The 26,979-nt window shown below is 49.1% G+C and carries 23 protein-coding genes; 3 read left to right on the top strand and 20 right to left on the bottom strand.

The genetic code is table 11. The features are described from left to right. Positions 1–73 precede the first annotated feature (73 nt). The 8 genes from ACYIAR_RS03955 to ACYIAR_RS03920 form a co-directional block, all read right to left on the bottom strand. Positions 74–2,581, bottom strand: a complete 2,508-nt coding sequence (locus ACYIAR_RS03955) for a TraG family conjugative transposon ATPase (RefSeq protein ID WP_480332253.1) — start codon at positions 2,579–2,581, stop codon at positions 74–76. Continuing rightward, on the bottom strand, positions 2,578–2,910 hold the full coding sequence (locus ACYIAR_RS03950; protein WP_480332252.1) for a DUF4133 domain-containing protein: 333 nt from the start codon (positions 2,908–2,910) through the stop codon (positions 2,578–2,580). Before ACYIAR_RS03950 ends, ACYIAR_RS03955 begins: the two co-directional genes overlap by 4 nt. Before the next feature lie 11 nt (positions 2,911–2,921). Beyond that, the gene (locus ACYIAR_RS03945; RefSeq protein ID WP_021825124.1) at positions 2,922–3,233 is read right to left on the bottom strand and encodes a DUF4134 domain-containing protein; all 312 of its coding nucleotides are present in this window, start codon (positions 3,231–3,233) and stop codon (positions 2,922–2,924) included. Positions 3,234–3,435: 202 nt separating this feature from the next. Next, the gene (locus ACYIAR_RS03940; protein WP_480332251.1) at positions 3,436–4,173 is read right to left on the bottom strand and encodes a conjugal transfer protein TraD; all 738 of its coding nucleotides are present in this window, start codon (positions 4,171–4,173) and stop codon (positions 3,436–3,438) included. A 2-nt stretch (positions 4,174–4,175) separates the two neighbouring features. After that, positions 4,176–4,469: a DUF3408 domain-containing protein gene (locus tag ACYIAR_RS03935; protein ID WP_181215659.1), complete on the bottom strand. Its 294-nt coding sequence runs from the start codon at positions 4,467–4,469 to the stop codon at positions 4,176–4,178. Positions 4,470–4,515: 46 nt separating this feature from the next. After that, entirely contained in the window at positions 4,516–4,977 is a 462-nt protein-coding gene (locus ACYIAR_RS03930) for a DUF3408 domain-containing protein (protein ID WP_480333546.1), read from the bottom strand. Between the two features lie 42 nt (positions 4,978–5,019). Next, positions 5,020–5,445, bottom strand: a complete 426-nt coding sequence (locus ACYIAR_RS03925; RefSeq protein WP_122342804.1) for a DUF3408 domain-containing protein — start codon at positions 5,443–5,445, stop codon at positions 5,020–5,022. Between the two features lie 5 nt (positions 5,446–5,450). Next, positions 5,451–6,206 (bottom strand): ParA family protein, encoded by a 756-nt coding sequence (locus tag ACYIAR_RS03920; protein WP_122342803.1) that lies wholly within the window; start codon positions 6,204–6,206, stop codon positions 5,451–5,453. A gap of 670 nt (positions 6,207–6,876) precedes the next feature. Between ACYIAR_RS03920 and mobA the strand changes: the two genes are divergently transcribed. From mobA to mobC, 3 genes are read left to right on the top strand one after another with little or no spacing between them, the layout of a single operon-like run. Continuing rightward, positions 6,877–7,305 (top strand): conjugal transfer protein MobA, encoded by a 429-nt coding sequence (gene mobA, locus ACYIAR_RS03915; RefSeq protein ID WP_295391992.1) that lies wholly within the window; start codon positions 6,877–6,879, stop codon positions 7,303–7,305. Beyond that, entirely contained in the window at positions 7,284–8,540 is a 1,257-nt protein-coding gene (gene mobB, locus ACYIAR_RS03910; RefSeq protein ID WP_413548864.1) for a conjugal transfer protein MobB, read from the top strand. The genes mobA and mobB overlap by 22 nt, the downstream gene beginning before the upstream one ends. A gap of 36 nt (positions 8,541–8,576) precedes the next feature. Then, complete coding sequence (gene mobC / locus ACYIAR_RS03905; RefSeq protein ID WP_480332250.1) at positions 8,577–10,583, top strand: conjugal transfer protein MobC; 2,007 nt, start codon at positions 8,577–8,579, stop codon at positions 10,581–10,583. A 65-nt stretch (positions 10,584–10,648) separates the two neighbouring features. Here the strand turns inward: mobC and ACYIAR_RS03900 are convergent, their stop codons facing one another. The 12 genes from ACYIAR_RS03900 to ACYIAR_RS03845 all read right to left on the bottom strand — a co-directional run bounded on the left by ACYIAR_RS03900 (position 10,649) and on the right by ACYIAR_RS03845 (position 26,925). Then, positions 10,649–11,650 carry a nucleotidyl transferase AbiEii/AbiGii toxin family protein gene (locus tag ACYIAR_RS03900; protein ID WP_413548862.1) on the bottom strand — a complete coding sequence of 334 codons (1,002 nt, stop codon included), beginning with the start codon at positions 11,648–11,650 and terminating at the stop codon, positions 10,649–10,651. A 2-nt stretch (positions 11,651–11,652) separates the two neighbouring features. Then, positions 11,653–12,252: a DUF6088 family protein gene (locus ACYIAR_RS03895; protein ID WP_413548861.1), complete on the bottom strand. Its 600-nt coding sequence runs from the start codon at positions 12,250–12,252 to the stop codon at positions 11,653–11,655. Between the two features lie 137 nt (positions 12,253–12,389). Further along, the gene (locus ACYIAR_RS03890) at positions 12,390–13,019 is read right to left on the bottom strand and encodes an RteC domain-containing protein (RefSeq protein WP_480332249.1); all 630 of its coding nucleotides are present in this window, start codon (positions 13,017–13,019) and stop codon (positions 12,390–12,392) included. Between the two features lie 226 nt (positions 13,020–13,245). Continuing rightward, entirely contained in the window at positions 13,246–14,556 is a 1,311-nt protein-coding gene (locus ACYIAR_RS03885) for a sigma-54-dependent transcriptional regulator (protein ID WP_480332248.1), read from the bottom strand. Further along, complete coding sequence (locus tag ACYIAR_RS03880; protein WP_480332247.1) at positions 14,532–16,946, bottom strand: ATP-binding response regulator; 2,415 nt, start codon at positions 16,944–16,946, stop codon at positions 14,532–14,534. The genes ACYIAR_RS03885 and ACYIAR_RS03880 overlap by 25 nt, the downstream gene beginning before the upstream one ends. 158 nt (positions 16,947–17,104) lie before the next feature. Then, the gene (locus ACYIAR_RS03875) at positions 17,105–17,290 is read right to left on the bottom strand and encodes an MFS transporter (protein ID WP_413548858.1); all 186 of its coding nucleotides are present in this window, start codon (positions 17,288–17,290) and stop codon (positions 17,105–17,107) included. Positions 17,291–17,501: 211 nt separating this feature from the next. Further along, positions 17,502–19,172 (bottom strand): right-handed parallel beta-helix repeat-containing protein, encoded by a 1,671-nt coding sequence (locus ACYIAR_RS03870; protein ID WP_480332246.1) that lies wholly within the window; start codon positions 19,170–19,172, stop codon positions 17,502–17,504. A gap of 329 nt (positions 19,173–19,501) precedes the next feature. Next, positions 19,502–20,389, bottom strand: a complete 888-nt coding sequence (locus tag ACYIAR_RS03865) for a hypothetical protein (protein ID WP_480332245.1) — start codon at positions 20,387–20,389, stop codon at positions 19,502–19,504. 24 nt (positions 20,390–20,413) lie between these two features. Then, positions 20,414–23,038, bottom strand: a complete 2,625-nt coding sequence (locus ACYIAR_RS03860; protein WP_480332244.1) for a hypothetical protein — start codon at positions 23,036–23,038, stop codon at positions 20,414–20,416. 12 nt (positions 23,039–23,050) lie between these two features. Beyond that, the gene (locus ACYIAR_RS03855) at positions 23,051–24,097 is read right to left on the bottom strand and encodes a DUF6562 domain-containing protein (protein WP_480332243.1); all 1,047 of its coding nucleotides are present in this window, start codon (positions 24,095–24,097) and stop codon (positions 23,051–23,053) included. Then, positions 24,094–25,359, bottom strand: a complete 1,266-nt coding sequence (locus tag ACYIAR_RS03850; RefSeq protein ID WP_480332242.1) for a DUF3575 domain-containing protein — start codon at positions 25,357–25,359, stop codon at positions 24,094–24,096. The genes ACYIAR_RS03855 and ACYIAR_RS03850 overlap by 4 nt, the downstream gene beginning before the upstream one ends. A gap of 357 nt (positions 25,360–25,716) precedes the next feature. Further along, a complete protein-coding gene (locus ACYIAR_RS03845; RefSeq protein WP_413548852.1) occupies positions 25,717–26,925 on the bottom strand; it encodes a tyrosine-type recombinase/integrase in 1,209 nt (402 codons plus the stop codon). Between the last annotated feature and the right edge of the window lie 54 nt (positions 26,926–26,979).

Below are 26,979 nucleotides of genomic sequence, written 5' to 3'. Positions count from 1 at the left end.
GCTTGTAGTCTTCAATCTTCTTCCCATGTTCTGAATCATTGTTGAATGTGATAAAATCTGGTTGTGATAAACATTATGTCTCGCTTGTCCTTCTTTTCTCTGCCAGCTGCCGGATAGCGGCTTCGATGTCGCCGCCCAGTTGCTCTGCCAGCCGATAGACCTCCACCTTCTCCGTTTCCTCGGTGGTGTAGGCAAGGTATTCCTCCGCGCTCACCTCGGTGGCATAGACCGCCGACTGCGTGCCGCCCAGCCCGACCCACACCTCCTTGTAGAGCCGTGACGGGTGGTTGGCCATGTTGATGGAGAGAATCTGTGACTTCTCCTTCTCCGTCAGTCCGAGCAATGCCTGTATCTGGTCGAACTTGTTCATGTACTTCCGTTGGTCGAGGAGTATCTTGCAGTCGGAGTTGTTGATGATGCTCTCCTTGACCACGGGCGAGGAGATGATGTCGTCCACCTCCTGTGTCACCACGATGGCCTCGCCGTAATACTTGCGCACGGTCTTGTACATGTACCTCAGGTATTCCGCCATGTTTGCCGACGACAATGCCTTCCATGCCTCCTCCACAATCAGCTGCTTGCGCACGCCTTTCAATCGGCGCATCTTGTTGATGAAGGCCTCCATGATGATGATGGTCACCACGGGGAACAGCTCACGGTTCTCCTTGATGCTGTCAATCTCGAAGACAATGAACCGTTTGCCGAGCAGGTCGATGTTCTCCGTGGAGTTGAGCAGGAAGTCGTAGCGACCGCCCCGGTAATACTGCCGCATGGTGGTGAGCATGTTGTCGATGTTGAAGTCGGACTTCTCCACCTTTATCTCCCGTTCCGCCAGTTCGCGGCGGTAGTCGTCGCGCATGTATTCGTAGAAGGTGTTGAACGAGGGCGTGATGCTCCGGTCTGCCCTGATGCGCTCGATGTAGGCGTTCACCGCACTGCCCAGCTCGCCGCTCTCCGTCTTCGTCACCTTGTCGTCCTCCGACTTCCAGAGCGTCAGCAGCAGCGTCTTGATGCTGTCCTTCTTCTCCACATCGAACACATAGTCGTCGGTATAGAACGGGTTGAACGAGATAGGCTTCTCCTCCGTGTAGGTGAAATACACGCCGTCCTCGCCGTGCGTCTTGCGCCGGATCATCTCGCACAGTCCCTGATAGGAGTTTCCCGTGTCCACCAGCACCACGTGCGTGCCCTGCTCGTAGTACTGGCGCACGAGGTGGTTCATGAAGAACGACTTTCCGCTGCCCGACGGACCCAGCACGAACTTGTTGCGGTTGGTGGTGATGCCCCGCTTCATCGGCAGGTCGCTGATGTCGAGGTGCAACGGTTTTCCCGTGAGCCTGTCCACCATCTTGATGCCGAAGGGAGAGAGCGAGCTGCGGTAGTTGGTCTCCTCCGTGAAGAGGCACACGGCTTGTTCGGTGAAGGTGTAGAACGACTCCTCCGCTGGGAAGTCCGCCGCATTGCCGGGCATCGCCGCCCAGTAGAGCGTGGGGCAGTCGATGGTGTTGTGGCGCGGCATGCACTCCATGCTTGCTAGCTGACTGCCCACGTCGTTCTTGATGTGGCGCAGCTCCTCCGCATCGTCGCTCCATGCCATGACGTTGAAGTGCGCCCTCACTGAGGTCAGCCCGTAGGAATGCGCCTCGTTCAGGTATTGCTCTATCCACTCACGGTTGATGCTGTTGCTTCTACTGTATCGGGAGAGCGACTGCATGTTACGGGCGGACTTCTCGAACTTCTGCAGGTTCTCCTCGCTGTTGTCCAGAATCACATACTGGTTGTAGATGTGGTTGCAGGGCAGCAGCAGTCCCACGGGACTGGCGAAGGAGAGGCGGCAGTCAGAGCGGTCGGTGGAGAGTTTCTCGTAGCGAATGTCGGTTGCCACCTTTCCGGGCAGGTCTTCCGCATCGGAAAGGGTGTGCAGGCACAGGCGGTTGTCGCCGATGCGCATCTCCCTTGCCGAGAGGTCGATGTCCTGCAAAGTGCGGTCGCCTTCGGGCATGAGGGAGAAGTAACGCTCTATGAGTCCGGCCTTGTCCTCTGTACCGACAATCTCATCGGTGGTGAGGCGGCGCAGCCTGATGAAGCCGCTGTCGTTCATGATGCGGGCGAACTGTTCCGTAGCCTCCATGAATTTCTCCGCCGTCTCCCTGTCCAGCTCCTTCGGGATGATATGCCCACGGCACAACGTGCTGAAGTTGCTCTGCATACGGTTGCGCTCCTTCGTGGTCTTCGTCAGGAAGAGGTAGCAGGTGTGTTTCAGGTAGGGACGCTCATTGAAGTGACGCTCAAACGAGCGGCTCAGGAAACTCATGTCGTCCTTGTGCAACTCCGGCTTGTACTGTTCCTTGATGAACCAGTCCTGCTTGTGGACGATGGAGTAGTCGGGCAGCACCTTGATGGCCTTGCACCAGCAGCCGTGTATCGCCTCGTATTCCGCACCCGTTACGGTGTAGAGTTCCGGCAGCTCCACCTCATAGGCGACCGTGAGGTCGGCATCCTTCGAGACGATGCAGCCGTGCTCCACCGCCAGCAGGGGAAACTTGTTTTCCAGTGTTGTAATTTTGGATATGTTCCTCATTCTTGTTCCGTTTTCTGTTTGTTCTTGAATAATCGGGTTATCCGCCGTCGGTTGATAAGGTATCGGGGATGGTTGCGTGCCGCTCCCAGCTTCATCAGTCCGTGCTCGCCGTACCGGGCGTTCAGTGCGAAGGTCTGCCATACGAGGATGGACGACGACACCGCACCGAAGCCGATACATATCCACTGGCCGATACCGACCATGTAGAGGATGACGAAGAGGATGAAGAGAGCCAGCAGCCCACCTGCGAAGATGAAGAGGTATTGCGCCTTCAGACCCTTGAACTCAACCGGACGGCCGATGCCCTTGTTGATGGGGTATTCAGCCATACATTATTATATTATAGGAAGAACGAGCGCAGGATGGTGGCTGCCACGATGAGGAAGATACATGCTCCGAACCAGCTTGCGGCGGTCTTGGAGGTGTCGGGGTCGCCCGACGAGAACTTGCCATAGACCTTCACGCCGCCGATGAGTCCGACCACTGCGCCGATGGCGTAGATGAGTTTCGTGCCTGGGTCGAAATACGAGGTGACCATGGAGGTGGCTTCGTTGATGCCTGCCAGTCCGTTGCCCTGTGCGAATGCGGTTGCGCTTGCAGCGATGAGGAGTGCTGCCGAGAGGATTGTTCTGATACTGTTGTTCTTGTTCATATTGATGTTCTGTTTTGTGCCCTCGAAGGGTGGATAGTCCTTGTCGGGCGGGTTGATAATGATTTACTTTATTCGGATATAGTGGTGTCGCCCTTTTGTTTCTACGGACTTAGGCTGTCCGTTTGCGGGCTTGCTGTACCTTGTACTGCCGTGCCGCTTTGCTATCATATTACTATCTGCTCATTCTTTCTCATTTATATTGTTATACATAGTCCCGGATGTTGAAATCCTCCAGTTTGTCGGGGATGACGAACGGTTTCCTTGCCTGTTTCACGGCATTGCCGATACTATCCACGTAAGCCGTGATGGCACTTGCCAGCCGTTCCGCTAAAACCTCATCCGTCATGATGCTCGTAATCTTCTCGAACAACTCCGTACCGTCCAGTTCAGTCATGACCTCTCCGGCCTTTGTCAGTTCCTGTTGGGTCGGCTCGTCTTTCTTGATGGTCTGTACGGCATCGGCTATCTCGTCGAAACTGCATCCCGAAGCATGGGGCTTGTATTCCTCCTTCAGTTCTTCCTCAGAATATCCAAGTTCATCCGGTGTCAGGCTGCTGAACGTTTCATCCAGTTTTTCTGCCGGAACTTGGGCGGACTGATTGCCTTTTTCCTGATTTCCGACATCAAAGGTAGTGTCGTTTTCTGATATGGCATCGCCTTTTTCAGAAGTGGAATCCTTTGGCACAGGGGTGGCAGCGGTTGACTTCGCGACACTCATCTTGAACTTGCTTTTGCCGATAACATCGGGGATTTCCTTACTGATTTCTGTCTCTTCTTTTTGTGGGGAAGGCGGATTGCCTGCCATCGACTTCCACAGCTCGGAGATACCGCACAAGAATCGGACAAGTTTGGTTTCCTTGATCTGCTCTTGCAGCAACAGGAGTATGAACCATACGTTGCAGAGAAGCGACACGGTCAGAATGATTCCTTTCAGTTCCATCTTCAAAACAGTTTGGCATTCTGGATACTCTGGTAGTAAGCCTCCTGCAGTTCATTCTGGTATTGGCGCAGGTGCTCATTCAGCACGTTGTCGATGTAACGTCCAAGGGTGATTCCGTTACCCATGTATCTGATAATGTTGGCATACTTGTCGTGTGTCTCCTTGTCGATATAGACACATTGGCGCACTTTAATTTCCGATGCCTCCATAAAGGCGGACAAGGGTTTGCGCATTGTTCTTTGTTTTCCTGCTTGCAGGTTGTCAGCATTGCCGTTGTTCTTCTGATTCTTCTTCATGATTTCTTGTTTTTGAAATGTTGATAAAATGTGATTGCTGTCTCAATTATAATTTCTCGATTTCTGGACAAACGATGCCTCGGCTCTTGAACTCGTTTCCGATAGTCTCCTTGTATTGAGCAAGATGTTCGCGGAGGATGCCATCCACGCAGAAACAAACCGTCCCATCGTTTGATGACTGGGGAGCGTGTTCTGCAAGCATATCGTAGGCTTCCGAACTGACATATACCAGTTTCACACCGCTCTCCTCAATCTTTCGGTCTATCTCCTTGCCGTAAAGGGCACAGTGGTTGGCAAGCACATTGTCAATGTACTGCTGCACTGTCATGCCGTTGCCCACGTGTTCCACGAGTGCCGATATTCTATCGTGGAAATCCTTGTCAATGAGGACGGGCATACCGCGACCTTCGCTGCCTTTCGGCTTGTTCAGGAAACCTTCCTTGCGGAGTTTGTTCACTGCTTTCTGAAACTTACTCATACCGTTGTTCTTCTGATTTTTCTTCATAATGTCTTGTTTTTGAAATGTTGATAAAATGTGATTGTTATGATATTAAAGATTGTATGATTTGAGATGACGGTTGAACGCTTCCACAATATCATCCTGAAACTGCTCGAAATGATATGTAAGGACATTGTTCAGATAGCTTGCTATGGTCACCTCGTTGCCTCCGACTACATGGAGTATCTTCTGTATGCGGTCGTGAAACTCCTTCTTGATATATACCTGCTTGCCAAGTCTGGCGGTAACATTGGACTCGCATACGAAGGTACTCTCATAGTCAGGCTTGCCATTGCCGTCCATACCTTTCTTCGTTGAGGTGGCGGACGTGGCAGTCTGCTGCCCAGGCTCTTTTGTCTTCGGCTGGCGGCTGCTCTCCGTGCTTCTCGCCTCCAAGGGAAGGCTGGTATCGTCCAGACGGAATGAGTTGATGACTGCCGCACTGTCAATATCGTCGATTCGTGTCTTTTTTGCCATACCATTCAGTTTTTGATTATTTCAAGTATCTCGTCCGCAAGTTTGTCGAGGTTGCTGCCTCGCACCAGTGTCTTGTCTGCAGGAAACGCCGTAGAACGGAATACGGTCTTTCGCTCTGTGCCTGTCTCCTTGCGGAAGCGTTTGCTGTCGGGGAGGAACGTGTTGAGTATAGGAAGGGCGAACTCCGCACATACCTTGTCGTAAGCCTTGTACAACTCCGACTTCTCACGTCCGTCCACCATGTTCCACACAAGGTACAGTCCCTTGATGCAGGACTTGCCCGTGCTTATCATCTGTTCGTTGATGACAGTGGCAAACTTGATGGAGCTTTCCATCACTACACGGTCTGCGATGATTGGAGTGAAGATGTAGTCCATCTTGGCTATGGTTGTCACCACATCCACATTGTTGATGGTTCCCGGCAGGTCGAAGAACACGAAGTCGAGGTTCGGATGGCTCTCGCAGAGCTGCTCCGCCGTCTTGATGGCATCCTCGGCACGGCTGCACTTGATGGGATAAGGATTCTTCTCCAACCGTTTCAGCTGTTCGTAGGCCATGGACTTGTAATACTCATCCTCCATGATGGCTTTCAGGTCACGCTTGCGCATGTCGTGGACGCTGTACTGCGGAAAGTCGCAGTCCACCACCGCTACATTGTAGCCTTTCACGTAATGCAGGTAACTTGCCACCAGCACCGTGAGGGTTGTCTTCCCGGCTCCTCCCTTTTGTGTGGAGATAGCCACATACTTGGTTTCATTCATACTTTTGATAATTATTATTGTTATACATAAGTCGGATTACGGAAGCGTATTGTTAATCACACGTACGTATATCCGTTTTCATTCTCATTCGTGACTTCATCCGTTGGTCTGGCTTCAAGTGCGTCCGCAGTTTCAAGTGTTCAAGCAGATAACCAGCTCTGCCTGCCAATGACTGTGAAGACGTATCTGGGCAACCTTGAATGGTCCTTCATTCCTATGTAAAACCAGTCCCGTTTACAGTCTTTCAAAAGCACCTGTTTTCAGTCCTTCATCTGAATCACGATGCAAAAGTATAGGCATTTTTTCATATCCGTATCACTTTCGGAATGAGTGGCAGCGAGTGGCACAGGGTGGTAGCGGTTGGCACAGCAAAAACGCTGATTCAGAGGCGGAAATAGCCGTAATTTTGCACCCAAGCGACAGGGCTTGCCCTTGGACACTGCCACCAGGGTTATCAGGCAACACACCAATCCGTCCGAAGGCGGATTTTTATTGGCATTAGCCAATAGCAAGATGTCTTTTCAGTTACTCAAAAGGATTTGAGTTACCCGAAAAGCTCTTGCCCCACTGGCGGGGGACGGGCTCTTCCTCCGAAGTCGGGAAGCCTGATGAAAACCGATGGTTGGAGTTGGGAAAGGGGGCCTTGGCGCATAACCACTAAATCCAATCAATGATGCAGAAAGAGAAAAGAAGGACGGGGCGATGCCCCAAGTTAGACACGAAGACGCACTGCGTGATGGTGCGTTTCGACGACGGCGAGTGGAACAGGTTCCTCGCCATGCACGAGAAATCGGGTGTCTATGCCAAGGCGGTGTTCCTGAAGGAGCAGTTCTTCGGCAGGACGTTCAGGGTCGTTACGGTGGACAAGGGCTTGGTGGATTACTACACCAAGCTATCGGATTTCCATGCGCAGTTCCGTGCCATCGGCACGAACTACAACCAAGTCGTGAAGGAATTGCGGTCGCATTTCTCCGAGAAAAAGGCGATGGCGTTGCTCTACAAACTGGAGAAATGCACGGAGGAACTGGCGGCGTTGAGCCGCCGAATTGTAGAACTCTCAAAAAGTATGGAGGAAAAATGGTCACCAAAATCAGTTTAGGAAAGTCGCTCTACGGTGCGCTCGCCTACAACGGGGAGAAGATCAACAAGGAGCAGGGACGGCTGTTGGCTACCAACCGCATCTTCAACGATGGGAGCGGCACGGTGGATATTGCCAAGGCGATGGAGGGCTTTCTCGCCTTCATTCCCGCCACGGTGCGCACGGAGAAGCCTGTGCTGCACATCTCCATCAATCCGCATCCCGACGATGTGCTGACGGACACGGAACTGCAGGAGATAGCACGGGAATACCTCGACCGTATGGGCTACGGCAACCAGCCTTATATGGTCTATAAGCACGAGGACATCGACCGCCACCACCTGCACATCGTCACCATCAATGTGGATGAAAGCGGCAGGCGGCTCAACCAGGACTTCCTTTTCCGCAGGAGCGAGCGCATACGCAAGGACTTGGAGCGGAAGTATGGACTACATCCGGCAGAACGGCGAGGCGAGCGCATAGAGCGTCCGCTGCGCAAGGTGGACACTTCGGCAGGCAACATCAAGAAGCAGGTGAGTAACATCGTGAAGGCGGTGAACAGGCTGTACCGCATCCAGTCGCTGGGCGAATACCGTGCGCTGCTGTCGCTGTACAATGTGACGGTGGAGGAAGCGCGGGGCATCGTGCGTGGACGGGAATACCACGGGCTGGTGTTCTCCGCCACGGATGATGCGGGCAACAAGACGGGCAACCCGTTCAAATCCTCGCTCTTCGGCAAGTCAGCCGGATATGATGCGCTGCAAAACAAGTTTGCACGCTCCAAGAAAGAGATAACGGACCGGAAACTCGCTGACATGACGAAACGCACCGTATTGGCGGCTTTGGAGGCAACGCACCACCAAGACCGCTTCATCGCCCTGCTCAGGGAGAAGGGCATCGACACGGTGCTGCGCCATACGGAGGACGGGCGCATCTACGGCGCAACCTTTATTGACCACCGCACGGGTTGCGTGCTCAACGGCTCACGCATGGGCTGGGAACTTTCGGCCAATGCCTTGCAGGAACACTTCACGCTGCCATACGCCAACGAGGAGCCGATAACGATGACTGTACCTTCTGAAGATAGAAACGCTGTCACGCCAAAGGCGGAGGAATACACCGCTGACGACTTCCATATCTCAGGTGCAGGGCTTTTTTCGCCTGACGGCTTTGGTATCGCCCCCGAAGAGGAGGCGTTTATCCGTGCCATGCAGCGGAAGAAGAAAAAGAAGAAGCGCAAGGGACTGGGAATGTAACATCGTATTTTTTATTCACTTCAAAACAAAGGAACAATGTCACAAGAAGACGATTTGAGGGCACTGGCGAAAATCATGGATTTTCTGCGTGCCGTGAGTATAATACTGGTAGTGATGAACGTGTATTGGTACTGCTATAGTGCCATACGGCTGTGGGGCGTGGACATCGGTGTGGTGGACAGGATTCTGATGAACTTCAACCGCACGGCGGGACTGTTCCATTCCATCCTCTACACAAAGCTGTTCGCCGTACTCCTGCTTGCCCTTTCCTGCCTCGGCACGAAGGGCGTGAAGGGCGAGAAAATCACTTGGAGCAGGATTTGGACGGCACTGGCCGCAGGCAGCGTGCTGTTCTTCCTCAACTGGTGGGTATTGGCACTGCCATTGCCCACGGAGGCTGTGGCAGGACTGTACATCGCCACCATCGGCGCAGGCTATGTCTGCCTGCTGATGGGCGGGCTGTGGATGAGCCGTCTGCTGAAGCACAATCTGATGGAGGATGTGTTCAACACGGAAAACGAGAGTTTCATGCAGGAGACAAGGCTGCTGGAGAACGACTATTCCGTGAACCTGCCCACACGCTTCTACTACCGCAAGCGGTGGAACAGGGGCTGGATCAACGTGGTCAATCCCTTCCGTGCCTCCATCGTGCTGGGCACGCCGGGCAGTGGTAAGTCGTATGCCGTGGTGAACAACTTCATCAAGCAGCAGATAGAGAAGGGTTACTCGATGTATGTGTACGACTTCAAGTTTCCCGACCTCTCCATGATTGCCTACAACCATCTTTTGAACCACCCGGAGGGTTACAAGGTGAAACCGCAGTTCTATGTCATCAACTTCGATGACCCTCGCCGCAGCCACCGCTGCAACCCCATCCACCCGGACTTCATGACCGACATTTCGGATGCCTACGAGAGTGCCTATACCATCATGCTCAACCTCAACCGCACGTGGGTGCAGAAGCAGGGCGACTTCTTCGTGGAATCGCCCATCATCCTCTTCGCTGCCATCATCTGGTTCCTGCGCATCTACGAAGGCGGCAGGTATTGCACCTTTCCCCATACCATCGAACTGCTCAACCGTCGCTACGAGGATGTGTTTCCCATCCTGACGAGCTATCCCGAACTGGAGAACTACCTTTCGCCCTTCATGGACGCTTGGCAAGGAGGAGCGATGGAACAGTTGCAGGGACAGATTGCCAGTGCGAAGATTCCGCTCTCTCGCATGATTTCGCCGCAGCTCTACTGGGTGATGTCGGACAGCGAGTTTACCCTCGACATCAACAACCCCGAAGAGCCGAAGATTCTCTGCGTGGGCAACAACCCCGACCGCCAGAACATCTACGGGGCGGCCCTCGGCCTCTACAACTCCCGCATCGTGAAACTCATCAACAAGAAGGGGATGCTGAAATCGTCGGTCATCATCGACGAGTTGCCCACCATCTATTTCAAGGGACTGGACAACCTCATCGCCACGGCACGAAGCAACAAGGTGGCGGTGTGTCTGGGCTTTCAGGACTTCTCGCAGCTGGTGCGCGACTATGGCGACAAGGAGGCGAAGGTGGTGATGAACACCGTAGGCAACATCTTCTCCGGGCAGGTGGTGGGCGAGACTGCCAAGACGCTTTCGGAGCGTTTCGGCAAGGTGTTGCAGAAGCGGCAGTCCATCTCCATCAACCGTCAGGACGTTTCCACTTCCATCAACACGCAGATGGACTCGCTCATCCCGCCCAGCAAGATTTCCGGCCTCACGCAGGGCATGTTCGTGGGTGCGGTCTCCGACAACTTCGACGAGCGCATCGAGCAGAAGATTTTCCATGCGGAGATTGTGGTGGACAATGCGAAGGTCGCCGCCGAGACGAAAGCCTACAAGCCCATTCCCGTCATCACGGACTTCACGGACGAGCACGGCAACGACTGCATGAAGGAGAAGGTGCAGGAAAACTACAACCGCATCAAGGACGAGGTGAAGCAGATTGTCAAGGACGAGCTGGAGCGCATTGCCAGCGATGAAAGCCTGAAGCATCTGCTGCAGAACAAGTAAGAACGATTAAGGGAGAGCCAATCCTGCGTTGACTCTCCCTTAATCTGTATATTTAGAGGGTTCCCTTATCCCATTCCGTTGATTCGTTCATTCAGCTTCCGAATCTTTTCTATCAGTTGGCTGAACGGCAATGAATCCCCGTAAATCATGGTTTCCTGCATCACCTCGTAGTCCTTCTTCCATTCCTCCACAATGCTTTCCGGCGGCACTATCCGCAAAGTGGCAGGCTGCAAAGTGTCATAGTCGAAGCCTCGCAGACCGATAAAGGTGCGGCGATGGTCGATGACCGACTGATAGAGTGCTTTGTCCTGCAAGGCTTCCTCTGCAATCGGTGTATCCATCATCTGGCCGATGTCGTAGAGGTGTCTCGACATACGTTCGGTACGAATGTTCTCTTTCGGCTTAGCAAATTCCTCGTGCAGCAGGAACACCTTTTCAAGGAAAGTACGTTGCGGCAGCACGGCACGGACTTCAAACTCTTTTTCCGTGAATGGAGCCTTTGTGAAGACCTCGTCGATGAACGACCGCAGTTTGACAGGAGTGACCGGCTCGCTCATGGAACGACCACTGACCTCAATGATAACTTTGGGACGGATATAGGTATTGTCGTCAAAAGCGGGATGATAGGCCACCTCGATGATTTCAGGGTCGGTCGTTGTCACGGGGGTGATGTTCACGGACACCGTAAACGCATCCTTGGAAATGCCGTCCCGGACGAGTTGCTCCGCCAAGTCATATTGCAGCCTTTCCCTGACAAACGAGCAGGAGGCACGGCGCAGTTTGTCGCTTATCTGAGTCTTTGACAACTTGCCGCTGAAACCAAGATATTCACGGTCTATGGCAATGTCGGCATCCTCGGACATTCGGCTGATGAGATGCCAGCACTTGCTCAGATTGGTACCGCCCTTGAAGGAGATGTGCTCCGCATAGGGCAAAGCGAACAATGCCCGCAAGACTGCCGTCACCCACCAGTCTTTTTCGATTATCTGAAGGTGCAACCCGTTCTCGGCTTGCACACGGCGTATGATTTCCTGTCGGTCTTTTACGGATAAATCTGCAAATTTCATAGCTATGAGAGTTTTTTGCGCACCCATATCGGTGCAAGTTGGATGTCTTTCTGATAGTCTTCCTCAGTCACATGTTCAAGATGTTGCCTGATGATGGCCATCTGTTCTTCGGTCACATTCTGTTCGCCAATCTCGCGTAGAGCAGTCACGATAAGCTGCATCAGGGTGGAGCGGAAAGCGAAAATTCGCATTTCCGACGTATGCTTGAACAGGATGCCCTTGCCCTTCCCGATGGACACGCGACGTCCGGAACCATCCGTGACAAACACGACATTGGCCGGAATCTGGGTGGATAGTCCCAACTTGTTCAATACGTATGCTCCGGTAGGGGCAATCCTCACCTTGTCGCGCTTGGCGATAGCTTCGGCAATCTCTTCAATGGAGGGCGGTATGATGCCGCTGCCCCATTTCCTGTCCACTTTCGGATAGCAATAGATGCCCTGGGCCACACGCATAAGGTCGCCCGCACGGCACAGACGAACCAAGGCCGACCGTACCGCATCAGAAGATGCCGGGTGAAAGTCATCGGGAAAGAAGAGTCTTCCCCTTTTGGATTTCTCCACCCTTCTTTTTATCTCATTATAAACACTTTGCGCTGCCATTTCTTCTTTAATTTTGCCACAAATGTATAACAAATTTGTGACATAGCAAAATAGATAGACCGTTTTCATTCAAGAACATACGTTTTTCTTGTCCTAAAACAATTTTCAGCATAGAAAAAGCCGCTTTTTATGTCCTTTTACCTCCTCATCTGCTCCAATTCCTCATCCCTGCGAATCTTTTCGTTGAGTTTCTTCTGCATCTTGTCGATGAAGTAGGTACGGCTGGGATTCTTGCGCAGTTTGATGGCGGAGTAGTAGCGGTAGCACTCCTTGGTGTCGAGCCCAAAGAACTCGTAGAGGGCAGGGGCGAGTACCTTCAGGGGTGTCTCGCCGTTGTCGATGCAGCCCATCTCACTCAACCCGTAAATCAGTTCTACGAGGTCGAGGGTGTTGCCCGTCCATTGCAAGGACTTCTGCGTTTCGCTTTTGACAGAGGGAACATTTGTGGGATGGATGTTGGATGTAAGTGGTGGCACTTCGGTGTGAAGTTGGCTGGCGAGCTGCATCATCTTGCGGATGAAGGCAATCGCCTTCTTGGCATGGATGCGCAACTCTTCCTCTACGATGTCTATCAAGAAACGAAGCTCTATCTCGGCGAATGCCAGAGCGACATGCACGTTTTCCACCGCACGCCTGCCCATGCAGCACTCGATGATGTGTTCCACGAAATCATGGTATGCCTTGTGGATACATTCGCTTGCCAGTTCCGAGTCACCGTTGAGAATCCCGAAGAAGTCTGTCCTTGTCAGTATGGAGTATTCTTTCATTCTGTTTGTTGTTATGAGTTTGACACTTGATTGTTTATGTGATCACACTCTATATTGTGTCAAATCAAGTGCCAACGGATGCCAAACGGTGAAACGAAGAGCGTAACAAGCTGATTATCATTAAGGAATAAGAATCATCATTTCCAGAGTAAACAAAAAGAGGTGTAAGGTTTCCTTACATTCCGTAAGTTGGCCTTACACCTCCCGTATTACATTTCTTTCCATTTCAGGTTTTCCCCAGGTCGTATTTCTCTATCTTCTCATAGAGTGTCGGACGACTGATGCCCAGCAGTTCCGCCGCCTTGCTCTTGTTCCATCTTGCCCGTTCCAATGCAGCCAAGATGCGCTGACGCTCCTCCCAGCCGTTCTTCAACGTCAAGGGATTGTTCTGGTTCTTCAAGGACACGTCCAACTCCAGCAAATCGGGCGTGATTTCTCCACCATCCGCCATCAGCACGGCTTTCCTGATGCAGTTGCGCAGCTCACGTACATTGCCCGGCCAGCTGTAAGAAAGCAACATCCTTTTGGCCTCTTCGGTAAAACCGCCAGCCTCGCATTCCGTCTCCTCGTGGAAGGATTCCTTGAAGAACTCCGCCAAGGGCAGAATGTCATCAAGACAATCTCGCAAGGGCGGCAGGTGAATGTCGAACTCATTCAGTCGATAAAAGAGGTCCTGACGAAAACGACCTTCCTCTATCGCCTTCTTCAAGTCTTCATTGGTGGCGGCTATGACACGCACGTTGCAATGCTCATCACGCTCGCTGCCTACAGGGCGGTAAGTCTGCTCCTGCAAGGCACGGAGCAGCATCACCTGCGCCTCCATGGACAGGTTGCCTATCTCGTCCAGAAAGAGCGTGCCGCCATTGGCCTGCCCGAAGAAGCCGACCTTATCCTCCGTGGCTCCCGTAAACGCTCCCTTCTTGTGTCCGAACAGGGCGGATGCAGACAACTCCTTTGGGAGAGTCCCACAATCCACCGCAATGAACGGCTTGGAAGAGCGGTTGCCGTGCTCATGGATGGCCTGCGCCACATGTTCCTTGCCACTACCGTTCTCACCCGTTATAAGAACAGAGATAGAAATGGACGAAACCATTCTGACCTTCTTCATCATGACCGTATAGGCATGGCTGTTGCGCTTGTAGATGACCGTCTTTTTCCGTCTTATCTCGCCAATGGCATCTTCTATAGTTTTGAGCAGACTCTCCTCGTCAATCAGTTTCTTGGGCAGATAGTCTTTCGCTCCCAGCTTCATTGCCTTCACCGCCGATGTCACGTCCTCATTCTGTGTCATTACAATATAGGGAATGGCGATTCCATGCTTGCGCATCCATGCCAGAATCTCCACGCCGTCACCGTCCGGCAGACGTATGTCGGCCAGCACGCATACATACGGGTTCTCGCTGCCCAGCATCTTCTTGGCAGAAACACTGTGACAGGCAGTCTCTACCTCATATCCGTGGGGACGCAGCCAGTTACCCAGATAGCGGGCGTATGGGGCGTTGTCTTCAATGATTAGTATCTTACCTTTCTTCTCCATTCTTCTCCATACGTTTCGATTCCTTTCTCTGCCTGTGCGACCAGTTGCTCGCCAGTCGCTATCACCTTGTCTATATATCGGGCTACATCTGCCCAGCCCGCAGAATCCTTGCGGTAGGCGTTTCTCAATGCTTGCAGACAAGTGTCTATCCTGAGCATCGTCCACACGGGCAGCAGATGATGGGTGAGGTCTGCCAACGCCTCCCTGTCATGACTATCATGCACACGCCGCAGGCTCTCCATGTCTTTCCTCGTCTGCTCCGCCAATAACGCCAGCATATCCCGCCCGTTCTCCTCGTTGGCAAGGAGCGGGGTGAAGTCTATGGCTTCCATGTCGTCCATGTCGCTTTTCACTTGTTTCCTCTTTTCACGCAGGGCATGGCGCACGGCGGCATAGAGCTCATCGCACGAGAACGGCTTGTAGAGGCACCCGGCAAAGCCTGCCTTCACCAGTTCCTCTTCCTTACGTGAGATATGAGCGGTCACTGCCAATACGGGAATGTTCTTCGAGTTGCCGATGTTGGAGCAGCGCAGCAGGTCGAGCAGCTCATAGCCGTTCATGCCCGGCATCTTGATGTCGGTGAGCAGCAGGTCGTACTCCCTTTTGCGCAGTCTTTCCATCAGTTCCTCCACATTCTGGCAGGTGTCGCACTCCAGCCCCACACGCTCCAGTTGCCGCTGGGTCAGTTTCAGCACCACGGCATCATCGTCCACGGCAATCATCCTCATATCTTTGGAGAAGTGGAATGATTCTTGGTGGCTTTCATTCTCGGTTTCCGTTGCAAGGGAGAGGGGGAGGGTGACACGGAAGGTTGTCCCTTGGCAGACCTCGCTTTCCAACGAGATGTCACCGTTCAGCAATGCCACCAGCTTACGGGTAATGCTCAGCCCAAGTCCGAAGCCGTCCTTTACGTCTGCATTGGCCAGTCGGCTGAACGGCTCATAGATGGCATTCTGCTCTTCCTTGCTGATGCCTGTTCCCGTATCGCACACTTCCAGCAGCAATGTTCCTTCTGCATATCTTACCAAAAGCGAGACACCGCCCTCTTCTGTAAACTTGACGGCGTTGCTCATCAGGTTCTGGCCGATTTGCAATATCCGTTCCTTGTCGCCCGATACGAGTACGTTCTCTCCCTCGAAATCGGCGTGCAGGTCTATTCCTTTTTCCTCCGCTGCCAGCAGGAACATGCTTTCCAACTCGTCGGCAATACTCTTGGGCAGGAACAACGTCTCATTGACCCTGTCCTTCCCTGAAGAGAGACGATAATAATAGAGTAAAGAGTTGAGCAGTCCCTGCATCATCCTTGCAGCCCGCAGGATGTTCCGTTTTGCAGTTGAGATGGTTGTGTCATTTGTATCTTGCATCAGTTCCGCATACCCCATGACTGCGGCAAGAGGTGAGCGTAATTCATGGCTCAGTATCATCATCATACGCTCCTTCTGCTCCAGCATTTCCTGTTTTTCCTCGTTCCAGGCTATCAGTTTCAGTCTTTCCCTATAACGTCTGCGGATGTCCCTATGGATAATATTGTAAAGCACAAAACTGAGTAGCATACCGAACAAGGTCAATCCTGCAATATAAAAGAACGAATGTCGGCGCATGGAAAGCATCTCTTCCATTTCTGCGGCTCGCTGTTCGGTGGATGCCTGCTGGAACTCGTGCATCAGTCGGGCGAAATTCTTGTTCAGGTACTCGTTACGGAGGCGTAGGCTGTCCGTCTGCATTTCCATCCGGAGGCGTAAGTCCTCATTCCTTTCACTAATTTCTTTCCTTAATTTTGTCAGTCTTCCTACGGCTTGCGTCCTCGACTCCGTTGCCTGTTCAACGGGCTCCTGCTTCTTGCTTTTTTTCTTGAAGAGGCGTCCTATCCACGAGTCTTTCTTCTGTTCCGAATTCTTTTTCAGCTCCCGTATGGCTTTTTGCTCAACAAGGGTCATTTCCCGAATTTGGCATTCTATGAGGCTGTCCGTATGGGCAAGGTCATTGAAAGTCCTCATCATGCAGAGCACCTGCAGGCTTTTTTCTGCCAATATGGATTTGGCTGAGTCAATCCGTTCCAGTTGCTTCTCTTCCGGATAAAGCCGTTTTAGGGAATCAAGCATCTGTTGTGCGGCAAGGTTCTTCAGTTCATATTCCTCATAGTCTTCCTTATCTGCCGTGAAGGTATGCAGTTCAGACATGGCAAGGTCGTACATGGTTTCAAATGTCCTGTTCGCCTGTTTCCAACGTTCCGCCGTCTGTTCTTCTTCCTGTACGGCACACTCTATGTTGCGATATTCCATATAGACAAGGGCTGCCGCAGTCAGCACCAGCCCTATCAACAAAAAATACCCCACAAAGATCTTCATATACAACCTTTGTGGGGGCTTGTGGTCATATTTTATCTTCATCTATGTCTTTTCTCTTTCATTTTTTTGGGGCTGCAAAGTTACTAATTTTTATACTTTTGAAATACATGTTTGCAGTATATGCCTCCCAAAAATTGTCAAGATTGAATATTTATCTTCCATTTTTGATGTTTCCTTTATATTTTTGGCAGGCAGACGTGTCATTTCTCTGTTTCATCACTGGCATGCCTGATTTCGTAAACCGTCCATAAAACTAACACACACTCAACCGCTATTACGGCAATGGCTACCTTTATTCCCAACCAGTGGGCAATGAGCATAAAAATACCGACCTCTATGCACAAGGCGACGAGGATGGTAAAAGCTAAAGACAAAATTCTTTTCATTCTACGGTAACTGATTTTTCAAAGGTTCTTAGCTGGTCAACATTATGGGTTTTACATTACTGATTATCTTGCCATACAACGAATCAGTGGGAACGATAACTAAGGGGTATCGCAGATGCATACAGGAAAATGAGACCTGCCATTTCACGAACGGCAGGTCCCTAATCAATGGTTTTTCTGTGAATATCCATTAAAGGATGGTGAGGCTTCTTTAATTATCTGTCAAAGAACCAGGACTTACGACACGGCCAACCTTTTCATTGAGAGGTGTTGCACCGTTATTGATAACAGTGTTACCACTTACAGTCACATTGTCAAACGTAGTTGCTCCCATTATGGTACCAATTATACCTCCAGCAATAGCTGCCTTTGTACTTCTATCTTCAGTGGACTCAATAGTTGATTTTTCTACTTTAGAACCTGAAATAGAAACAGTGGTCTGTGTGTGGGCAACGATACCTCCAGTGCTACCAGTAGCTTTGATGGTACAACCCTCAACCGTGCAATTTGTGACTGTTAACTGATTGCCTGAAGTATAACCAATCAAACCGGCTGCACGTTCATTACCGTTCACTGTAGAATTTTTAAGATGGCAGTTGTTGAATGTTGCCGTTCCGGCATAATCCATATAGCTGATAAATCCACCTACACCCAAAGCTGTTTCATTTGCATCTGAGGCAGAATAGCTAATATTGGATTTTGCAATAGTCAAATCGTTAATACTTATATTAACTCCATTTGCTCTAAGAACCAAAGCTTTGTCAAGACCTTGGATAGTATGACCGTTACCGTTGATGGTAATGTTTTCAGAAAATACAAGAGGAGTCCAATTACCTGTTACGACATAATCCCTGGTCAAAGTGATAACGCCACTGACAGGGATCATCTCTTGTACCAGTTCTTCAGCTGAAACCACCACAAAATGATCAGGCGTTTTAAAGTTCTCATCAATAGTGATGTTGAATTCAGCAGGATTGGTCAGCAAGTAACCCACGATGTTTGTGCGGTAGTTGGTTTGCACAGGCACATTCTTGAATTCTGTCGCAGGGTCGTTGGTCTTGCTATTTGCTGTCTTCCATACAAATGTAACGTCTGTTGTTGCCTTCGGGCTACCTGCACCACCTACGAGCAGGTAGTTCAGTGCAAGATAGTCAAATTCTTCATCTGAGCCATTACCATCAACATCTGCTTTCAGCTTCTCTGAAAGGAGTCCGTTAAAGTCAAAAGTCATATCTCCTGTAGTTCCGGCAACGTTGTTTTCAAATGCGTTAAAGGCTTTATAAACACCTGTTACCTTGATTTTGCTCTTTTCTACCACAATACCTGCTTGACGTGCAGCCTCTATATCTGCTGCATAGGCGCCCAGGTTAAGCTGAGCGAACGGACGCTTCAGTGTTACATCTTTATTGACAGCTACCGTCGTCTCTGAGGCTGAAACATCCACATAGTTGGTAAATGCGTCGCGAGCCTCAATGTTTGAAACAGCATCCTTGATTTTAATGTTTTTCAAATCAGTCATGTCATAATAGTCGGAACTACCATCAGCTTGACCATTGTAAGCAAAGAATGCTACACGATAAGCCTGACCCTTGACCAAACGAACGGAATATGTGGCCTTCTTGTCTGACAGTGATACATACTGACGCAATCCTGTCATTTCTTCGTTTGCTGCATTATAAACAGCACAGGCAACATAGTTTACAGTTGTACCATCACCTACTACGGCACGTGTTTCAATGCCAGCAGATGTAGAGACGGTAAACGTTGCATTAACGAAATCGTCTGTTGCAGACTCGTTAAGCACTTCATCTTGCGAACAAGAAGTCGCAAAAAGCATACTTGCCATCGCAAGCATACTCATGAATAAATTTTTCTTTTTCATTTTTTAATCTCAAATAGTTATTACATAAAAGAATTTTTACGTTTTTTGTTTTTATGCTTTTCCGCACTTCTGAGAGTAAACGGAATCACGTTCAATATTCTGAAGAATTTCTTCTCCGGGCCGATCCAATCCTTAGCAGATGTCTGCTATCAATTTGAGGGAGTCTCTAAGAAAATGACTTAGAAGTGCAATTTCTCGACAAGGCAAAATAGATAAGACCTATTTGTCCTTTTGTCTTGACGAAATCGTTCCCTAATGCATGTTTGATTTCTTATTCTTTCATTTTCTAATTCTTAGGATTAATGGGTTAAACACTGTTATATCTCTCACTAATTATTATTTGAAGCAAAGTTTTCCTCAAATGTGATAGTATATGTTATCGTTCCAGTCAGCAGTCCACCAACGATATTTGTACGATAGTTTGCCTGCAATGGAACATTCTGAATGGTCACGTCTTTACGAATGACCCTATCGTCTTCGGTGGAGATGGTGTATGAAACATCAAAGTTGCCCTGACTCGATTCCGGATATATATAGCACATGGCAATGCTTTTGTAAGTGGTTTCTCCAACCGAAAGATCACTACCCGAAACATCCAGATTTCGTATGATGTCTGCATCGTCGCCTGTGACTGTTCCTTTCAAAGCATTGAAAGTATCCTTGCCACTCGTTTTGATGACCATCTTTTTAGGGGTCATATTGAATGTGTTCTCGTTGGCCACAGCATTCCAATCATCTGCCGTCACGCCAAGATTAAGCTGGGCATACGGGCGTTTCAGTGTGACCGTTTCCGACTTTGAGCCTGTTACTTCAATTTCTACACTTTCTGTAAATGACTCAAATTCAGCTTCAGAAGAAGTTCCTCCTGAGACACGTGTGATGGCGGTCATATCGCTCACATCGTAACAACCATCTTTCATCGCCCAAAAGACGACATCATATGTGCGCCCTTTGATCAGGCGAGGTGAGAACTCAATGGATCCGGCCTCTGTAATGTCAATCACTTCACGAAGATTCTTAATCTCAGTGTCGTTCTCAAACACAGCGCACACCACTTTGTTGACATTCAATGTGGATGCTGCGCGTGTGCCGATACGTCCCGGCAATTCTGTACTGAAGCTTACCTGAACGGTCTCTTCACTTGCCACCTCTTCGTCATTGCTGCACGAGGCTAATAACAGCGGTGTTGCCAATAGTAGGTAAAACAACTTTTTCATATTGCTTGATGATTTTAGATTTTATCAAAGTATGTTCGTCCCGTCTATATAAACAGAACCTTTCTTATCCAGAATGGGCACAGAATAGCATTGCCCTACAAGAGGGTAATATGTGTAAACAGGATTGAAAATTGACCCTCCTGTTTTTTTCTTATGTTGGTCAAAAGTGGCAGCTGCTCCTGTAGAAGCATTCGTATAAGTATTGATTCCTTGAATACTGCAACTTGTGATATTCACCCGACCGGCTTTGCTTGTACGGATATCCCCGATAAAAGGAGCAACGCTTCTGTCCCAAGCTGAAGCACTATAAGTAACGCAGTTGAACGAATTTTCCTTCACATAGCAATTGGAGATGGTATTCACCGTTGACGCATCATTAACTTGAATGAATCCGATAAGTCCTCCAATCTCGCCATTCGCCTTGAATCCTCCACTTACGACCTCAGAATCATAATTCTCAAAATGATAATTCTGCACGGAACTGTTTGAACAAGTGACCGTACTGAAGATGCCACCACACAGACCACCCATCTTGTTCACTCCGTAAAGGTAACCATTGCGCACATGTACATTTTCAATGGTTGTGTTGGCGTATGCAAAGCCCCTCAGTGTTCCAACATAGGCATCTCCCTCGCTTCCGTGGGTCACGCGGATGTCGGCACCATCGAAGTTAACGTTTTTGAAGGCAGTGGCACAACCCTCACTATAGACGAATCCACTGTAGTAATTACCTGTGATAGTGATATTGTAGATTGTATTGCCATTGCCCTCCAAAGAGTTTAAAGTGCTCAGTGGGGTGAAATTGTGATTTCGCACGCCTTCTTTTGACGCGCCATCCAAGTCGTACTCCATGCACACATTCTCCATCAACTTGATGTCGCCTGCAGCAGTGCCCTGCAAAGCGGCCAGGTCGAATGCCGAATAAATCAGTTTGGTGGAGCCATCAGTCAAAGGAGTAATCTTGGTAGAGCCATCCCAACAAGGTATAAACCGGTTGGCTCCATACATCACTTTTCCCCGATAGCACTCCTCGTTACCCAACCATCCGTTATAATTCGAATAGTCGTTTGCAGCCAGCCAGACACCTTCATTGCCTTCCCGATAGGGAGAAACATAGTTGTTGATTAGAATTGTCCCCGTGGAAACCGTGCAATTGGTGTTGAACTGCAAGGTTTCTGCATTGTCATACCCACGAAGCAACCCCACCAGGTAGCCTTCGCTGAGTGTTCCTGAAATTTTCGTTTCCTCTATATGGCAATCATCAAAGGTGACAGTCAATGTTTCATCACGGTTGTCAGATTCTTTACGCGAAACATATCCAACAATGCCGCCTGCTGCCCCGTTTTGCGTGCTTACCGAAGCCTTATTAATGTAGATATTACTGAACATACTAGTGCCTTTGACGCTATTGGCCAGTACCCCTACATGGGTTTTATCTGAAGAACTATTGGCAACGGTTACCTCCTCCACATTCAAATTCTTCACTGTTATCTGCGTGGCATCACCCAGCAGCCCATCAGTCAGTATCAATCCCTTGATAGTGTGTCCACCACCATCCAATGTGCTTCCCTGTGGCAGTTGAATGGCTGAAAGCCCTGGCAAATTGGCCATATCAATATCCTTGGTCATCACAAAGGTTCCGCCTGTGGCAAGAGTATTGGCATTTGCTCCCAACCAAGCAATGTCGGCAGCTTCGTCAATGATGTAGCGGTTCTGATCGTCTTTTGTCATTGTGGAGGCAGAAGGAATTGTTCCGTCCCAGACACTCCATGTTTCGGGTTCCTGAACAATAGCACCCAGAATATTGGTTCTGTTGTTTAGTTCAATCCCTATGTTGCCCAACGTCACTTGTTTTATAGTGTTGCCCTCCGCGTCTTGCAGGTCAAGGGTTGCCTTGAGAGATGCCGTTCCTGTCTTCGGTGCAAACACATAATTGCTTGATATATAATAATAGGTTGAGCCATCCACGGATAAATGCTCCTCAGGAAAGTCTGTAAACGTGAAACATACATCGTCTTCGGACATTACAATCTCACCTGTGAACGGATTGAATGATGACGGAATTCCATGAAATGTCACCAATGCCTTATGGCTTCCGGCAACAGGCTGTGTGGTCTTGTCCGCAAAGTTGATTTGAGCCAATGGACGGGACAACCTGACTTCTCCCTTGTTTTCCACCTGCTGTGTTCCTACAGTGACCGTTGTGGTCTGGCAGAAAGCGTCCAGCTTCTCCATATCCCCAAAGCCGCCACGAAGATAGCCGTTATAATTCACTGTGATATTCCCGTCATCGGTCAGGGTATATGCCCCATTCCCTTTGTGCTCTGCCCAAAAGAGAATCTGATAGGTACGCCCTTCAATCAATGTGAGTGAGACCCCGCTGCTTTGCACCGAAGTCCAATCATACGTTTGTGAGAATACCTTTGATTTGGTTTCACCACCTTCATACACCGTTACGACAAGTTGGTCTATACTGGTAGCGTCGCCGATGGCACGGGTGTTCAACACACCATTTAAGGTAGGTTGAAACGTAACAGAAACTTTTTCTCCGTCTGTTTGCAGCCAATCATCTCCAGAACAGGCAGAGAGCGACAATATAACTAATGCCAAAATCAGACCTTGAATATGTATATACGATTTCATCATCATTCATTTAAGATATTATTCAATTACGATGTTATGGTTCCCGTCAAAATCAGAGTCTATGGTGATACCTCCCGAAGCCTGTTGCATCAGGAACGAACCTTTCACCACGGTGTGGCGATTTCTGCGCAATGGAACGTTTATGGGCTCGGAAAAAGCCACTTGTCTGTTTTCACTGTCGTATAATCCAATTTGAACAGAAACGCCTGCTTCCTTACCGTTTACGAACACATAGTCGAAACCTAATGATGCCTCATTTTCATTTAAGGCATTCAGTTCTGATTCGAAGAATACCCCCATAGACGAATCAATGGGTTTGTCTGTATTCATATTGTATGTGTCGGGCATAAAACCTGAATAAAGGACTATAACTTTATAATCATTTATGTCAACTCTGGTCGGATTGTCATGTCCTCTTGTTTCCGTTTCTTTTTTGAGGATTTCCATTTCTTTGTCTATGAACTTTTGCAGGTCCGTGGTGATGAACTCAAACTTGGCAAGCGGTCTTTGCATTGCAACATCGAGAGTGTCTGGTTGGTGTTCTTCGATATCCGCTACAAGGGAAACACTGCTTGTTCCTCTGAAAGCGTCCCGATGGTCGGCATTTCCTTGATGTTCACCCTGTAGCTTAATTTCAGCGAAATTATCTGCATCGTAGAAATAACTATCGCCACTTGTCTCTATCAAATCCGACCACACCATAATATAGTAGTTCCCCGGCAGAACATCAAGCGTAACCTCGTGGTTGTAGCCTTCGGTTATATCCTTTGTGAAGACGAACTCCTGTGAGTAGTTTTGGGAAGCGCGCTGTTTCTCCGATATGGGATAGGTTCGGATGATGTAACGTATCTTTCCATACTTCTGATGGTTGTCGTATGTATCGCTCAATTCCTGTTCTTCAACTGACACACCATCGTAAAGATGTTCCCATTTGGTCATGTCCGTTTCGTAATTTAACCGCAAGTGCAGTTTTACAGATCTGGATGTCTCTGGCCATTCGTAAACATCACAAGAGTTAAGGAACAATACCAACATGCATATCATATAGCATAATAACTTTCTCATCGCTTGCCTCCTTTCTTCTTGAGGTCAAACATATATGAGAATGATACCGCTATTTGGTCAACTCCCCAATAGGTCTTTCTAATGCTCTCAATCAAAAGTCCGTCCTTTGTGTTCGGGGTGTTGCGGAACTTATCATAATGTAATGGATATATACCTGTACCGAGTGAGAACTCCACACGCCAACGGTTGTCTTTACTGATGGGCATACGATATCCGATGCCCACACCTCCGCCAAAAGCTGGTATATCACGGTGATGGCGTTGGTAGCGATAATCACCGTTAAAAGCAAAATTGTAGAATACCGCTCCAAAATGAATCCCTGCAAATAGTCCGTCGTTGTCTTCTGACAGCCAATAGCGAAATTCAGGGTAAACAGAAAATACACGAAACTTGATGGTGGATTTGAAATAGTTCCAGGCGCAGTGATATACAGGCAAGGAGAATGACCAGTGTTTAGACAAGTCTATTTCTGCGGCAATATTGGCGATAGCCATTCCAAGACCTATGGCATTGGTCTTGATATGTACTTTACGACTCCACCCTTCCACTTTGGCAACAAAGGTATCCACGGCTGTCGTATCCGGTAAAACCTCCACGAGATTAATGGCCGAGTCAACAGCAGTGGTGTCGCAAATGATGAAAGGCTTTTGTTCTGCAGGAAGTTCCTGCCTATAAGTCACGAATACAACACAGGCATTTCGCATACGCTCGAAGAAGAGTTCGTTCATCTGTAACCATACCTTACCACCGTCCAAAGCCTTCAATTTCACGATACGGTTGTCAATATATGTATCGGGATGTCGGTGATCCACTAACGAGGACTCTTCCTCCAAGATGGCGAGCACCTCATCTTTACGAAGCCAATCCGAAGCTTCAATCTGTGATTTAAGATATTCCCACGGTATATAGCAGTCGCTACGGGTAATCAGGCTGTCGGGAATATCCACTTCCTTGCGGACAAACTTTTCAAGAGCTGAGAGACGCCCTTTTGCCAACCTGCGATTAAGTTGGTCACTGCCCTCAGGTGAAGCAGCACCACGGAATGAGACTTCCACGATGTTAATTGTCTGGTTTTCATGAATATTCCGGAGAAAATCTATTATTTCTTGAATGCGAGTAGCATTGGCCGAGTATGTGGAATCTACAACCATGCTGTTTACACGGAAATCAATATAGATTTCCGTGCGGCTCTCTTGCGAATGTACAACCCCTGCACCCAATAGCAAAAGAATCAGTATTACACAATATATATCTATGCGCATAAATCTTTTAATTTGGTCACATCAAACGTGTTTCTCTCTTTAAGAGAAACTCTTTTTTACAAACCCCTTGATTTATAGGTGTCATTTCTTGCGTAAAGCCCTTTTTGCTCAACAATAGGTTGATTAAAATCAACAATTTTCGGTTTTTCAGTCAAAAAATCCTTCAATAATTAGGTGATTTGCAATAATTTTCATAATTTTGCAGCGGAAAGAGTTTCTCTTAAAGAGAGAATCCTCTTTTTGCTCAACATTCGAAGACAAAGACAACAGACATACAAGAGAAAACCGCAACTCCGTAACAATTACATCAGTCACGGAATTGCGGGCTTTTTATGTGACGGCATGATGATTTGTATTTTACAGGGAATTGATGATTAGATTGTTTGCCCTGTCAACGACAGAGGTGTCCAATGATGAAAGATAAATCCGTGTTGTCTTCTCAGAATCGTGTCCCAATCCCTCGCTGATGGTGGAAAGTGCCACGTTTTTGCTTTTGGCTGCACTTGCCCAGGAGTGACGTGCAACGTAAGTGGTCAACGGAATGGATAGTCCCATCATCTCGCCGATTTTCTTCAATTGCTTGGTGATGCGGTTGTAGGAGTTCTTGTATTTTTTCCAGAATGAGGTTCCTTCTCCGGTCGCAATGGGAAGAAGATAGGGAGAGCCGTCTATCTGGTATTTCGTGACAATCTTCTGCATGGGTTCTACCCATTTGATGTGTAGCTGTTGCGATGTCTTCTGACGGCGGTAAGTGAGCATACCGCCCTGCAAATTGCTTTGAGTTAGTTGTGCCATGTCAACGAAGGACATTCCACGGGTATAGAAACTGAACAGGAACATATCCCTTGCAAACTCCATTCTTGGGTACAGACTCAGGTCCAGCTCTTTCAGTTGCTTGATGATTTCCAAAGGAAGGGCTCGTTTGACAGTCTTGTCAATGCCGGTATATACATGTTTGAACGGCGAGGAAGAAACCACCAGCTTTTCCTCCACGGCATGGTTGTAGATGGTACGCAGGTTGCGTAGATAGAAAGAGGTGGTATTGCGACAAAGTCCGCGCTCTTTCAGCCACTGTTCATATCCCAGCACCATCGTTCCATCCACATCCTCCAATGGCACATCGTTTCCTTTCAGGTAATTCCGCAGACTGTTGATGGTCGTGGTGAACCTGTCCGCCATGCGCCTCTTGCCGATTTTTCGCAACTTGTCATTCAGTTCCAACGTGTAGCCGATGATACCATGTAGTACCTTCCCTTCCCGGAAATATTCGACCACTTTGTCTGAGGTATAGGGTTGCGCCTCCTTGTCCAACCGTGCAATAACCAGCAGCAGTTTCTTCCTGTCCGCCTCCAATGTGTCCTGCAGGGAAAGAAGATACGAATAGCGTTGCGGAGTGGAGGAAGACGGCAGGACAATGGACGAGCGTGCCGCGTCCCACTCCGAGGGATAAAGTCTGTACTCAGTATGGATTTGTCTTGCCACACGGTTGTGTATCACCTGATAATAGAGCGTGCCCTCCTTCATCCCGACAGAAGAGGCACGAAACTTGATTTTTGTTTTTGCCATATATGAATGATTGGTAATGTCGGATAAAAGAAGGGCGACCGTTCAGTAATCACC

This window comes from Parabacteroides sp. KHUB-01, assembly GCF_056640935.1.
This window is presented reverse-complemented; position numbering and strand designations above follow the sequence as displayed.